6 protein-coding genes are annotated in these 13,920 nt (G+C 70.3%); 4 read left to right on the top strand and 2 right to left on the bottom strand.

From position 1 onward, the window contains the following. Positions 1–55: 55 nt before the first annotated feature. The gene (locus RTW82_RS09420; RefSeq protein WP_316924911.1) at positions 56–5,023 is read left to right on the top strand and encodes a tetratricopeptide repeat protein; all 4,968 of its coding nucleotides are present in this window, start codon (positions 56–58) and stop codon (positions 5,021–5,023) included. Between the two features lie 7 nt (positions 5,024–5,030). Here RTW82_RS09420 and RTW82_RS09415 read toward each other — a convergent pair whose 3' ends face one another. Beyond that, a complete protein-coding gene (locus tag RTW82_RS09415; RefSeq protein ID WP_316924910.1) occupies positions 5,031–6,359 on the bottom strand; it encodes a TAXI family TRAP transporter solute-binding subunit in 1,329 nt (442 codons plus the stop codon). 124 nt (positions 6,360–6,483) lie between these two features. Between RTW82_RS09415 and sbcD the strand changes: the two genes are divergently transcribed. Further along, complete coding sequence (gene sbcD / locus RTW82_RS09410; RefSeq protein WP_316924909.1) at positions 6,484–7,704, top strand: exonuclease subunit SbcD; 1,221 nt, start codon at positions 6,484–6,486, stop codon at positions 7,702–7,704. Positions 7,705–7,794: 90 nt separating this feature from the next. After that, the gene (locus RTW82_RS09405; protein ID WP_316924949.1) at positions 7,795–11,220 is read left to right on the top strand and encodes an AAA family ATPase; all 3,426 of its coding nucleotides are present in this window, start codon (positions 7,795–7,797) and stop codon (positions 11,218–11,220) included. 130 nt (positions 11,221–11,350) lie between these two features. On the opposite strand, the gene RTW82_RS09400 is transcribed toward RTW82_RS09405, so the two are convergent. After that, positions 11,351–12,250, bottom strand: a complete 900-nt coding sequence (locus tag RTW82_RS09400) for a LysR family transcriptional regulator (protein WP_316924908.1) — start codon at positions 12,248–12,250, stop codon at positions 11,351–11,353. 110 nt (positions 12,251–12,360) lie between these two features. Between RTW82_RS09400 and RTW82_RS09395 the strand changes: the two genes are divergently transcribed. Next, complete coding sequence (locus RTW82_RS09395; RefSeq protein WP_316924907.1) at positions 12,361–13,887, top strand: MFS transporter; 1,527 nt, start codon at positions 12,361–12,363, stop codon at positions 13,885–13,887. Positions 13,888–13,920: the final 33 nt, after the last annotated feature.

The raw sequence follows: 13,920 nt of genomic DNA, 5'->3' as shown, positions 1-13,920 counted from the left end.
TCAGTGTCTCCCTAAAGTGACGCCATTTCCGCTGCAATGACCAAGGATGGTTCCGATGTCCGGCCTGATCCTCGATACGCCCTCCCAAGCGCTCGATGCCGAGTTGATCCTTTCCCTCGAAGCCCTGGCCGACCGCGGCCTGTTCCTCCAGGCCCATGCCCGGGCCGCCGAGTTCGGCGACTACCGCCACTGGCGCGGAGCGGCCGCCATGGCGCTGGCCTCGCGCCTCGCCGGGCAACTGGGGGCCCCGCGCCTGGGGGATGCCCTGGCCTGGCTCGGCTACCGCCGCTACCCGGAGGCCGCCGAGTCGCGCCTGCGCTATGCGCGCTTCCTGCTCGCCCGCCGTGGCCAGTACCGTGCCTGGGAATTCCTCCAGCGCTTCGCCGACTGGCTGCCCGAAGAGCCCGGGCTGCGCGCCGAGTGGCTGTCGTTCCAGGGGTACCAGCGGGCGTTGCTGCGGGACTTCGGCCGCAGCGCCGAACTGCACGATGCGGCCATGCAACTGGGCACCACCGACCCCTGGTTGCTGGTGGAACGCTCCTACAGCCTGGAGCAGGAAGACCGCTACGCCGAAGCGCTGGACCTCTGCGAGCGCGCGCTGGCGATGCTGCCCGGCTTCCGCTCCGCGACCCTGCAGGCCGCCCAGCTCGAACTGCAGCTGGGGCGCGAAGACGCCGCCCGTGCGCGCCTGCTGGACGGTACCCAGCGGATGGAGAGCGCCGGGCTCTGCGCGCAATTGATCGACCTGCTGATCGAACGGGGCGAACTGGATGAGGCCGAGCGCCTGATCGAGCGCTCCCTGGCGCTGGCGCTGCTGCTTGAGAAAGGCATGCGCGGCTGGTACGCCGGCCGTCGCTGCGACATCGCCTGCCTGCGCGGTGACCACGAGAGGGGCCGGGCTCTCGCCCTGGAGGCGCAGAGCCCCTTCTACACGATGGTCGCCGAGCGCCTGGCGGAACCGAAGGGCGGACGCGTCCTGCTGCCGGTGACCTTCATCCGCCAGCACCACATGACCTGCGTCCCCGCCACCCTGACCGCGCTGTCCACCTACTGGGGTCGCCCGGTGGCGCACCTGGAGGTGGCCGAGGAGATCTGCTACGACGGCACCTCCTACCAGGCCGAGCGTGCCTGGGCCGAGCGCAATGGCTGGCTGGTGCGCGAGTTCACCGTGGACTGGGCCACCAGCCGCGCGCTGATCGACCGTGGCCTGCCCTTCACCCTGTCGCTGCAGTACACCGGCAGCGGCCACCTGCAGGCGGTGGTGGGCTATGACGAGCCCCGTGGCACCGTGCTCATCCGCGACCCCGGCCAGGCGCAGTTCGGCGAGAGCATCGCCGAGGGCCTGTACGAGACCCAGCGCGCGTCCGGGCCCCGTGGCCTGCTCCTGCTGCCGCCCGAGGAAGCCCATCGCCTGGACGGCCTGGAGCTGCCGGAGCATGCGACCTGGGACCTCTACTACCGCCTGGTCAGCGCCCTGGAAGTGCACGACCGCGAAGCCGCCCTGGCCGCCTTCGAGGCCCTGCGCGAGCACGCGCCCGAACACCGCCTGACCCTCCAGGGCCAGCGCGCCCTGGGCTGGTACGACGGCCGCGAGGCCCAGGTGCTGGAGGCCACCGAAGCGCTGCTCGAACGCTTCCCCGATGACGCCAACCTGATCCTCTCCAAGTCCACCTCCCTGGCCCAGTTGCATGCCCGCGAGCAGCAATTGGACTGGCTCGCCGGCCATTGCCAGGGGCGCTGGAGCGATGCCGGCATCCTGGTGCGCTACACCGGCCTGCTGGTGGAGGACGGCAGCCAGCTGGAAACCGCGCGGCAGCTGCTGGGCCGTGCCCTGCGCCAGGCCCCGGGGCATGCCCAGGCCTGGAACGAGCTGGCCAGCCTGCGCTGGAACGAAGGCAGCCGCGAGCAGGCCTGCGAGCTGTACCGCATCGCCGCCTGCCTGCACGACACCAACGAGGGCTACAGCAGCCAGTACTTCCGCGCCCTGCGCTGCCTGGGCCGCACCGAGGCGGGCCTGGAGTTCCTGCGCCAGCGCCAGGTGCGTCTCGGCGCCCTGGCCGCCGGCCCGACCCTGACCCTCTGCGAGTTCATCGAGGAACTCTCCGACCCGCTGCAATGCCGGCAGATTCTCGAGCAGGCCGTGGAACGCCGCCCCCAGGACCCGGCCCTGCTGCTCAACCTTGCCGACTTCTACGGCCGCCATGGCGAGCTGGAACTGAACGAGGCGATGCTGCGCCGCGCCGAACCGGTGAGCCGTCGCGGCACCTGGCTGCGGGCCGCCGTGCTGCACAGCCAGCGCAGCGATGGCGACCCGCAGCGCGCCCTGGCCTGGTGCCGCGAAGCGGTGGAGCTGGACCCGCTGAACATGAGCCTGCACCGCATGCAGGTGCAACTGCTGCGCCAGAGCGCCGGCGAAGAGGCGGTGGACGCGTACGTCACCGCACTGGCCGAGCGCTTCCCCCATCACTGCGGCATCGCCGAGTTGGCGGTGGAGCGCGCCCAGCGTCACTCCCTGGAGGATGCCGAAGCGGCCCTGCGGCGCTTGCTGGCTAGCCACCCGGAATACGCCTGGGCGATCCGCGAACTGGCGGTGACCCTGGCGCGCCTGGGCCGCCATGACGAGGCCCTGGAATTCTGCGAGCTGGCCCGGCGCACCGACCCGCGCAGCTCCAGCAGCTATTCCACCCGGGGCTTCGTGCAGCTCCAGGCTGGCCAGCGCGAGGCCGCCCGTGAGGCCTTCCGCGAGGCGCTGGAGCGGTCCGCCGATAACGATTACGCCGGCAACATGCTGCTGGAAACCTGCACCGACCAGGCCGAAGCCCTGGACAGCCTCGACTTCATCCATCGCCAACTGGTGGCCCAGGTGACCTTTGGCGACGGCTGGCTCGCCTACCCGGACCAAGCGCGCAGGCTGCTGGAACAGCAGGTGTTGCTGGAGCAGTTGAGCGAAGCCCTGCAACAGCGCCCCGACCTCTGGCAGCTGTGGGTGGTGGTCGCCGCCCAGCAGGCCGAGATGGGGCAGGTGGAGCAGGCCGAGACCCTGCTGCAGTCGGCCATCGAACGCTTCCCGCTGATGCCGCGCCTGGCCCTGGAGCGGGCCCAGCTGCAGAGCAGCCAGAAGCAGTACGCCGAGTGCCGCGAGACCCTGCGCGGGAGCTTCCGCATCAACCCGCTGTGGACGCGCAGCGTGCGCCTCTACGTCGAAAGCCTGCTGGACGAGGGCACAGACCTGGAGGAGGCCGAAAGCCTGCTGCGCAGCGTGCTCGCCCGCACCCCCGACAACACCGAACTGCGTGCCTACCTGGGCTATGTGCTGGGCGAGCGCGACAACCCCGCCGAAGGCGCCCTCGAGGCGGAGAAGGTGCTGCGCGAGGAGCCCGGCAACGGCTGGGTCTGGAATCAGCTACGCCGCTACAGCGCTGCCCTGGAAACGCCCGGGCGCCCCCTGGAACTGGCCCGCGAGCTGACGCGCCTGCGCGCCGGCGACCCGGATGCCTGGCTGGCCCTGGCCGAACAGGAGGAAGGCTTCGAGGCGAAGGAGCCGGCCCTGCGCCGTGCCCTGGAGCTGAACCCGCGCCACCGCAGCGCCAACACCCAGCTGGCCGAGGGGCTGCTGGAAGCCCAGCGCTACGACGAATTGCGCCAGCTGCTGGCGGCCCCCTGCTGGGGTGGCGGAACGCCCCCCGAACTGGCGCTGTTCGGGCCCCGCGCCACCCGCCAGGAGCAGGACCTGCCCAGCGCCATGGCCGAGATGCGCCAGCTGCTGGAGCGCCAACCGGCTTTCTTCGAAGGGTGGCGCACCCTGGCCGATTGGCAGGACGACGCCGGCGAATACGCCGCCTACGTGGAGTCGGCCCGGGAGATGGTGCGCCTGGAACCCCGCCAGGCCATCGCCCACGGTTTCCTCGGCCACGCGCTGTGGCTCGACGGCAAGGGCGAAGAGGCGCTGCCGTCCTTCAGCCGCGCCTACCAGCTGGACGCCTGCTACACCTTTGCCGGCCTCCACGAGTTCGACCTGCTGCTCAAGCACGGTACGGGGGAGGCCACGCGCGCGGTGCTGGAGCGGTTGCTGGAGGCATCGAGCCAGCCCGCGGTGCTGATCCGCGCCCTGCGTTTCGCCGTGCCCCGCGGCGATCAGGCGCTCAAGCGCCGGGTGCTGGAACCCCTGTGCCGCGACCATGGTTGCATCGACGCCTGGGGCGAGGTGCTGAAGATCCTCGAGCGGCCCGAGCAGGACAAGGACCTGCAGGAAACCCTCGACGCCGGTGTCGCCGATGGCTCCCTGCACCATGGCGCCGCGCTGCAATGGCTGCGCCGCGAGGATGCCCGCTGGATGCCCGGCTCGCTGTGGAAGGGCTTCCTGCGCCTGCTGGAAAACGACCCGCAGCACGCCGGCAAGCACGCCATGCTGGAACTGCTGGCCAACCGCAAGAACGCCAACCGGCTGCTGGTGGATGCCCTCGAAGCCTGTCGCGAGACGATCCGCAGCGATGGCGTGATCTGGGGCATGGCCAGCTACGCGATGGTCAACCAGGATCGCTACGAAATGATGTTCGACTGGCTCGCCGACTGGGAGCAGCACCCGGAGGCGCCGGCCTGGGGCCTGGACAACCTGGCGCTGGGCATGCGTGCACGCAAGCTGGACGCGCGTGCGGCGGCAGTGTCGCGGCTGTCCCTGGAGCGCGACCCGCAGAACCACGATGCGATGGTCTGGCTGGGCTTCGATGCCGCCATGGCCGGCGACATGGATGCCCTGGATGCCTGGCTGGAGCGCTTGCAGGGGGCGGAGCCGCGGCCCTTCTTCCGTTGCATGCAGCACCTGCTGGAAGGCGTCGCCGCCGCGGCTCACGCCGGCGACAGCCAGGTCGCGGTGGCGCACTTCCGCACCGCCCGCGCCGTGGCCAAGGGCAGCGAGCACGGCTCCTATTGGCGCCTGCGCCGGCACCTGGCCAAGGCCCTGGCCTTCGGCCCGACGACGCCGCGCTGGCTGGCGCCGCTGCGCTACCTGCAACTGCGCTTCTGAGGCCCGTTCAGGCCTCGCTTTCGCGGCTCCTGGCCTTCAGCGCCTGGAGCCGCTCGATCACGTAGCGCAGGTGCACGTGCAGCTCATACAGCTCGTTGGAGTAGGAGAGCGGCACGTCCACCTTGGCCAGCTGGTCCTCCAGTTGCTCCAGCTTGCCGATCTCGCTGTCCAGCTCCGCGCGCAGGGTGCCGGCGTCCAGCTTGCGGTCGATCTCGCGCAGGTACTTGTACCAGCGGTAGATGCGCGCACGGATGCGCCAGCGGTACACCGGGCCCACCGCCTTGAACAGCGGGAACATCACCACCAGCAGCGGGATCAGCAGGATGATGTAGCGGTCGGCCAGGGAGGCGATGCGGAAGGGCAGGTAGCGCTGCAGGATCGGCAGGCCGTTCTTGTAGTAGTAGGCGGCCTCGTCCAGCGTCGACAGGGTCATCGGCTGGGCGGCGGGGTAACGCCCGGCGGGGTCGAGCAGGCTGCCGTTCTTCATCACCTCGCGGGCGGCTTCGAGGATCAGCGGGGTCAGCGAGGGGTGGAATTCGTCGTTGGCCACCAGGGTCGCCACCGGGCCCAGGGTGAGGATGTCCCGCGAGGGGCTGTTGCTGGCGAGGTTGAGCAGGCCTTCGCCCACTTCAAGTTTTGTCAGGTAGGGCAGGCGCGCGCGGTAGGCGGCGCTGCGGCGCAGGCTGACCAGGTCCAGCTCGCTGCGCGTGGCCAGGCGCTGCACCACGGCGTTCTCCGCCGGGCCGACGAAGAAGGCGGCATCTAGCTCGCCGGCGATCAGCGCATCGGCCCCCCGGGTGCCGCTGAACTCCTGCCAGTTCTGCGGGTACTGCTCCGGGCCGATCTGGTTGGCCTGCAGCAGCGCCGAGGCGATGGCACGGGTGCCGCTGTTGGGCGTGCCGATGGCCACCCGCAGCTGCAGCAGGTCGCCCATGCTGTCGATGTCCACGTCCTTGCGTTTGAACAGCCACAGCGGCTCCTGGTACATCACCCCGAGCCCATGCAGGCGCTTGCGTTCGCGCGGCTCCAGGGTCAGCTCCTGGCCGCTCTGCACCAGGGCCATCTGCACCTCGCCGCGTTGCAGTTTGCCGAGGTTGTCCAGGGAGCCGGCGCTGGGCACCAGCTCCAGGGTGAAGCCCTGGCGCGCCAGTTCCTCCTTGAGCTTTTCGCCGAACAGGGCATAACCGCCATTGGCACCGCCGGTGGCCAGGGTGGCGTGCATGGGCGGCGGCGGGGCGACGAAATAGAACACCGCGCCCACCAGCGCGGCGACCACGGGCACGGTCCAGAGGTTGGCCAGCAGCATGATCTTCAGGTCTTTCAGGAACCTTGGCATGGGAGTCCTTGGGGCTTGGAGTTGAGGGGAAGGATAGCCACTGACGCAGCGGCGGTTGCCTCCCGGTGCCGGTAAATGACAAGGTGGCCGCCTTCCCGTTCCCCGCGACAAGTGACAGACCCCCATGCGCATCCTGCACAGCTCCGACTGGCATCTCGGCCAGCACTTCATGGGCAAGACCCGCCAGGCCGAACACCAGGCCTTCTGCGCCTGGCTGCTGGAACGGGTGCAGGAACACCGGGTGGACGCGGTGCTGGTGGCGGGCGATGTGTTCGACACCGGCGCGCCGCCGAGCTACGCCCGCGAGCAGTACAACCGCTTCGTCATCGAGCTGCGCGACGCCGGTGCGCAACTGGTGGTGCTGGGCGGCAACCATGATTCGCCCGCCATGCTCGGCGAGAGCCAGGGCCTGCTGGCGGCCCTGGGCACCCGTGTGGTGCCGGGCGTCGCCGCCGAGCCGCAGGACCAGGTGCTGGTGCTGCGCGGCCCTGATGGCGAGCCGGGCGCGGTGCTTTGCGCCATCCCCTTCGTGCGGGCCCGCGACGTGCTGCAGAGCCAGGCCGGGCAAAGCGCGGCGGACAAGCAGCTGTCCCTGCAGCAGGCCATCCAGGCCCATTACGCGCAGTTGTTCGAACTGGCCGAGCGGCGCCGGGACGAACTGGGCGGCGGGCTGCCGATAATCGCCACCGGTCACCTGACCACGGTCGGTGCCAGTGCCAGCGAGTCGGTGCGGGAAATCTACGTCGGCGCGCTGGAGGCCTTCCCCACCAGCGCCTTCCCGCCTGCCGCCTACATCGCCCTGGGGCATATCCACAGGCCGCAGAAGGTCGGTGGCCTGGAGCACATCCGCTACAGCGGCTCGCCCATCCCGCTGTCCTTCGACGAAGCCGGCCAGGCCAAGGAAGTGCTGCTGGTGGAGCTGGACGGGGAGGGCCTGCGCAGCGTCACGCCCTTGCCTGTGCCCTGTTTCCAGCCCCTGGCCAGCGTGCGTGGCTCCCTGGGCGAACTGGGCGGCGCCATTGCCGAGCAGGCCCGCCGAGGCACGCCCGAGCGCCCCGTATGGCTGGAAGTGCAGGTAGGCACCGACGACTACCTGAGCGATCTGCAGGGCCGCGTCGCCGCCCTGTGCGAAGGCTTGCCCGTGGAGGTGCTGCGCCTGCGCCGCGAACGCGCCGGCCTCGCGCCCGGCCTGGTGGGGGAGGCCCGGGAGACCCTGGATGAACTGAGTGCCGAGGACGTGTTCGCGCGCCGCCTGGAGCTGGAGCAACTGGACGAGGACCAGGCCCGACGCCTGCGGGACCTGCACCGTGGCGTGCTGGAAGAGGTCCGCAGCGAGCGCAGCTGAGGCCGGGGCAGATCGCCGCTATCGCCGCCGGACCTGCACGGGCGGGCGGAGAATGCCAGAATGCCGCTCCCATCCCCCGACGGCTTCTGCATGAAAATCCTCAGCCTGCGCCTGAAGAACCTCAACTCCCTCAAGGGCGAGTGGAAGATCGACTTCACCGGCGAGCCCTTCGCCGGCAACGGCCTGTTCGCCATCACCGGCCCAACCGGTGCCGGCAAGACCACGCTGCTGGACGCCATCTGCCTGGCCCTCTACCACCGCACCCCGCGCATGAGCAGCGTCTCGGCCACGGTCAACGAGCTGATGACCCGCCACACCGCCGACTGCCTGGCCGAGGTGGAATTCGAGGTGAAGGGCGTGGGCTACCGTGCCTTCTGGAGCCAGCGCCGCGCCCGCGACAAGGTCGATGGCGTTCTGCAGGCGCCCAAGGTGGAGCTGGCGCGCATCGCCGACGGCGAGATTCTCACCGACAAGATCAACGACAAGCTCAAGCAGACCGAAAGCCTCACCGGGCTGGATTTCGAGCGCTTCACCAAATCCATGCTGCTGGCCCAGGGCGGGTTCGCCGCCTTCCTCGAAGCCAGCGCCAACCAGCGTGCTGAGCTGCTGGAGGAGCTGACCGGCACCGAGGTGTACGGGCTGATTTCCGAGCGCGTCTACCAGCGCACCAAGGAGGCCGAGGCCAGCCTGGGCCAACTGCGTGCACGGGCCGAGGGCGTGGAGCTGCTCAACGCGGAGCAGCGCCAGCAACTGCAAAACGAACTCGCCGAACTCAATGGCCGTGAAGGCAGCCTGCACGGCCAGCAGGAGAGCCTGCAGCGCCAGCGCCAATGGCGTGAGGCCCTGGCCGGCGCTGAGGCGCGCCAGCTCGCTGCCGTGCTGCAGGGGCAGGACGCCCGGCAGGCGCTGGAGCAGGCCGGGCCGCAGCTGCAGCGCCTGGCCGAGAGTGAGCCGGCCGAGCGCCTGCGCCCGCCGCACCGTGACTGGCAGCGCGCCGGGCAGGCCGCTACCGAAGCGGCCGAGGCCCTGGCCCAGGTGCGTGAACAGAAGGCCCAGGCCGCCCGCGAGGTGGCCGATGGCCTGTGGCAGGCGCGGGGCTACAGCCAGCAGCGGCTGGCGGCACTCGCCGCCCGCCGCGATGGGCTGGCCGAGCAACGGGGCCAGATTGAGGCGCTGCTGGCGGCCAACCCGCAACACGGCCTGCTGGGCGAGCGCCTGGGCGCCTGGCGGGAACAGCTCGGTGCGCGCCGACACCTGGCGCAGGCCATCGCCCAGTCTCTGGCCCGCCAGCAGCAGGAACGGCAGGACGCCGAGCAGCTGGCGCAGCGCATCGCCGGCTTCCAGGCGGCATTGGTGGAAAGCGATCAGCACCTGGAGCAGGCCCGTGCCGCCGAAGCCCTGCGCCAGGCTGCCTTGGCCACACTGCTGGCCGGTGATTCCGAAACCGCCCTGCGCGAGCGCTGGCAGCGCCTCAGCGACCAGGGCCACCAACTCGCCCGCCTGCAGCAGCTGGCGGAAAACCGCACGCGCCTGGAGCGGCAGCTGGCCGCTGCGCAGGGCGGAATCGAGGCCGACAGCCAGGCACAGGCGCAGAAGATCGCGACGCGAGACGCCCTGCGCCTGCAGTTCACCGACCTCAAGCAACAGATCCAGGACAAGGAAAAGCTGCTGGAGCAGGAGCAGCGCATCCTCAAGCTGGAGGCCCATCGCGCCGCCTTGCAGCCCGGCGAGGCCTGCCCGCTGTGCGGTTCCCACGAACACCCGGCCATCGCGGCCTATGGCGCGCTGGATGTCTCGGAGACCCAGGCCGCGTTGCAGGCCAAGCGCGCCGAGCAGGACCAGGTGCGCGAACGGGGGGCGGCCCTGAACACCGAGCTGGCCGCGCTGGACGCGCACCTGCGCCAGCGCCAGCAGGACGAGCAGCGCCTGCAGGATGAATTGCAACAGCTGCAGGCGCAGTGGCAGCAGCACTGCACCGCCCTGGGCCAGCCACTGGTCGATGGCCCGGCGGTGGCGGCGGCCCAGGCGCAGCAGCAGACGGACCTCGCCGCCCTGCAACGCAGCCTGGGTGAGCTGGACGGCCTCAAGCAGGCCGTGGACGCCGCCCGTGGGCAGCGCGAGCAAGCCCAGAAGCACCAGCAGGACGCCATGCAGCAGCATGCGCTGGCGGTGCAGGAACAAGGCGCCTTGCGCCGCCGCGAAGCGGAGAACACCGAGCAATTGGGCCAGCTCCAGGCGCAGCAGGTTCGCCAGGAGTCGGAGCTGGGCGCGGCCTTGGGCGAGCTCGGTTACGCCCTGCCGGAAGACAACGAGCGTTGGCTGGACGCGCGCGACGCCGAGTGGCGCACCTGGCGTGATGCCCAGGCCCTGCAGCAGCGCCTGGAGCGTGACGAGCAGCTGCTGCTGGCCGAGCTGCAAACCGCCGAAGGTGCCGCCACGCGCTGGCAGCAGCGTTGGGGCGAGCTGGCGCAGCCCGATGTTGAAGCCCTGGCCCCTGTGGATAACCCCACCGCCGCCCTGGAGCAGGCCGAGCAGTGCCTGGCGCTGGCCCAGGAACGCAGCCAGGCGCTGATCGGGCGCGAGCAGACCCTGGCCGAACGGCTGGACACCGCCCGCGCCACGCTCGACGGGCAACGGGCCGCCTGGGAACAGGCGCTGGCGCAGAGCCCCTTCGCCGACGAGGCGCAGTACCTCGCCGCGCTGCTGGACGAGGACGCGCGCAACCAGTTGCTGGCCCTCAAGGCCCACCTGGAGAAGGCCTGGACCGAAGCCCAGGCCCTGGAAGCCTCGGCCCGGCAGAGCCTGGCGGAATTGCAGGCGACGCCACAGACCGAGCTGGCCCTGGTAGAGCTGGACGAGCAGCTGCAGGCGCTGCAACTGCAACGACGCGAACTGGCCCAGCGCCAGGGCGAGCTGCGCGGGCAACTGAGCGGCGACGAGCAGCGCCGGCAGAACCAGCAGGCGCTGTTCGCCGAAATCGCCGCCCAGGAAGGCGCCTGTGATCTCTGGCAGCGCCTCAACGGCCTGATCGGCTCGGCCGACGGCGCCAAGTACCGCCGCTTCGCCCAGGGGCTGACCCTGGATCACCTGATCCACCTGGCCAACCAGCAGCTGGAGCGGCTGCACGGCCGCTACCAGCTGCGCCGTCGTGCCCTGGGCGAGCTGGAGCTGGAAGTGGTGGACACCTGGCAGGCCGATGTCGCCCGGGACTGTCGCACCCTGTCCGGCGGCGAGAGCTTCCTGGTCAGCCTGGCGCTGGCCCTGGCGCTTTCCGACCTGGTCAGCCACAAGACCAGCATCGACTCGCTGTTCCTCGACGAGGGCTTCGGCACCCTCGACGGCGAAACCCTGGAAGTGGCCCTCGACGCCCTGGATGCGCTCAATGCCAGCGGCAAGATGATCGGCGTGATCAGCCACGTCGAAGCGCTCAAGGAGCGCATCCCGGTGCAGCTCAAGGTGCACAAGGGCGTGGGCATGGGCTACAGCCGCCTGGAGGCGCGCTTCGCCGTCCCATAACTCGGACTTCGGCGCTGAGGTGTTTGTAGTTCGTAGGATGGGTAGAGCGCAGCGAAACCCATGCTGTGATGGGACCGCTGCGCGCTCCTTGGCGACTGAAGTCGCCCCTACAGGTAGCAGAGGCCTGCGTTCACACCTGGCTCTGGTCGAGGAACAGGTGCTCGGCGAGGAAGTCGACGAACACCCGCAGCTTGGCGGGCATCTGCTTGTAGCAGGGCCAGAGGGCGCGGAAGTGGGCGGAATGCTGGTTGCGGTCTTCGAGCACGGCCTGCAACTGGCCGCTGGCGAGGGCGTCGCGCACGGCGAAGTCGGGCAGGCAGGTGATGCCCATGCCTTCGCTGGCGACGCGGATCAGGGTATCGGCGTGGTTGCACACCAGGGTGGTGGGCAACTGCGGTTCGCTTTCCCCCGCGTCCAGGCGCAGGGGCCATTTCTGCAGCTTGCCGGTGCTGGGGAACTTGTAGTGCAGGCAGGCGTGCTGCTCCAGGTCGGCCGGCACCCGTGGCATGCCCCGGGCGGCCAGGTAGTCGGGCGAGCCCACCAGCTGCAGGTGGAAGGCGCCGAGCTGGCGGGCGCGCAGGCGCGAGTCCTCGGGGATACCGCTGCGCACCACCACGTCGAAGCCCTCCTCGATCACGTCCACCAGGCGGTCGCTGAAGTCCAGGTCCAGCTCGATGCCAGGGTAGCTGCGCATGAAGGCCGGCAGCACCACGGGGAACAGGCCGAGCACCAGGGGCAGGCTGACCCGCAGGCGGCCGCTGGGCTCCTGGGTGTTCTGCGACAGCTCGTGCTCGGCCGCCTCCAGCTCGCCGAGGATGCGCCGGCAGCGTTCGAGGAACAGCGTGCCTTCCACCGTGAGGTTGATGCTGCGGGTGTTGCGGTGGAACAGGCGCACGCCGAGGTGCTGCTCCAGGCGGGCGATGCCCTTGCCCACCGCCGAGGCGGAGATGCCCAGGACGCGGCCGGCGGCGACGAAGCTCTGGCTTTCGGTGACCTGGACGAAGAGGGCGAGGCGGTTGAGGCTTTCCATGGTGCTTCCGATTGAGGACTCAGGCTTCCGTTAAGTGCGGAATATTAGCCTGTTTTTCCGCAATTACCGCCGCCATAACCTGCTCCGACTTTCCTTGCGGAGCTTTCGAAATGACTGATTCATCCCTCTCCGACGGCGCTCGCCGCTGGCTGCTGCTGGCCGCCTGCCTGACGGCGGTGCTGATCCCGCTGTGTTTCACCGGCCCGGCGGTGGTGCTGCCGGCCATCAGCCAGGCCCTGGGTGGCTCGGCGGTGGAGCTGAGCTGGATCACCAATGGCTACATCCTCGCCTACGGCAGCGCGATGATGGCCGCTGGCAGCCTGGCCGACATCCACGGGCGCAAGCGCGTGTGGCTGGTGGGCCTGGCGCTGTTCGCGGCGGTGACCCTGGTGATTCCCTTCTCCCCCACGGTGCTGTGGTTCGACCTGTTGCGCGTGCTCCAGGGTTTGGGTGGTTCCGCCGCCTTCGCCGGGGCCATGGCGGCGCTGGCCCAGGAGTTCCATGGCCCGATCCGCACCCGGGTGTTCAGCCTGTTGGGCACCACCTTCGGCCTGGGGCTGGCGTTCGGCCCGTTGCTGGCCGGCCTGCTGAGCGACGGCCTGGGCTGGCGCATGGTGTTCTTGCTGCCGGCGCTGTTCGGCATCGCCGGCGCGCTGCTGGTGGCCGTTTGCGCCCGCGAGAGCCGCGACCCCAATGCCCAGGGGCTGGATTGGCCGGGGGCGTTCAGCTTTACCGCGATGCTCACCCTGTTCACCTGCGGCACGCTGCTGGCGCCGGAGCACGGCTGGTCGCACCCGCTGGTGCAGGGCTCGCTGTGGGGCAGCCTGGCGTTGCTGGTGGCCTTCGTGCTGATCGAACGGCGCAGCCCACGGCCGATGCTGGAGCTGGGCCTGTTCCGTCGTGCGCAGTTCGCCGGTGTTCAGTTGCTGGGGGCGTCGCCCGCCTTCGCCTTCGTGGTGCTGATCGTGCTGCTGCCGGGGCGTTTCATCGGTGTGGATGGCCTCAGCGCCGTGCAGACCGGGCAACTGATGATCGCCTTGTCGGCGCCGTTGCTGGTGGTGCCGATGTTGGCGGCCTGGCTGTCGCGCTGGTTCACCGCCGGTGTGCTGTCGGCCCTGGGCCTGGTGCTGAACGCGCTGGGGCTGTTGTGGATGAGCGAGGCGCTGGTGGCCGGGCCGCAGGCACTGGTGCTGCCGATGCTGCTGGTGGGCGTGGGCATCGGCTTGCCCTGGGGCTTGATGGACGGGCTGGCGGTGAGCGTGGTGGAGAAGGAGCGGGCGGGCATGGCCACCGGCATCTTCAACACCGTGCGGGTGTCCGGCGACGGCGTGGCCATCGCCCTGGTCGGTGCGCTGCTGTCGGCGCTGGTGCTGGCGGCGTTGCCGGTTTCAGCGGTGGCGCCGCCGCTACTGGTCGCCGCCGCCAGCCATGCGGCCCTGGGCGACCTGGCCCAGGCCGCGACGATGCTGAGGGTGGACCGGGCGGCGCTGCTGCCGGGCTATGACGCGGCGTTCCGTACCCTGCTGCAGGTGCTGGCGGCGGTGACCGGACTGACGGCGGTGCTGGTGTTCGCGCTGCTGGGCAGGGTGCGCACCCATGAGCCGGAGGCAGCGGGAGAGGTGCCTTGTGAGGCGTAGCTGTGCGTAGGGTGGACCACGCTTCATCGGTCC

Source organism: Pseudomonas sp. zfem005, assembly GCF_032621735.1.
GTDB classification, from domain to species: Bacteria; Pseudomonadota; Gammaproteobacteria; order Pseudomonadales; family Pseudomonadaceae; genus Metapseudomonas; species Metapseudomonas solani.
This window is presented reverse-complemented; position numbering and strand designations above follow the sequence as displayed.

Excerpts from the sequence above, each read along its gene's own strand:
- RTW82_RS09420 (WP_316924911.1), top strand. The coding sequence starts at position 56 with ATGTCCGGCCTGATCCTCGATACGCCCTCCCAAGCGCTCGATGCCGAG.
- RTW82_RS09415 (WP_316924910.1), bottom strand. The coding sequence starts at position 6,359 with ATGCCAAGGTTCCTGAAAGACCTGAAGATCATGCTGCTGGCCAACCTC.
- sbcD (WP_316924909.1), top strand. The coding sequence starts at position 6,484 with ATGCGCATCCTGCACAGCTCCGACTGGCATCTCGGCCAGCACTTCATG.
- RTW82_RS09405 (WP_316924949.1), top strand. The coding sequence starts at position 7,795 with ATGAAAATCCTCAGCCTGCGCCTGAAGAACCTCAACTCCCTCAAGGGC.
- RTW82_RS09400 (WP_316924908.1), bottom strand. The coding sequence starts at position 12,250 with ATGGAAAGCCTCAACCGCCTCGCCCTCTTCGTCCAGGTCACCGAAAGC.
- RTW82_RS09395 (WP_316924907.1), top strand. The coding sequence starts at position 12,361 with ATGACTGATTCATCCCTCTCCGACGGCGCTCGCCGCTGGCTGCTGCTG.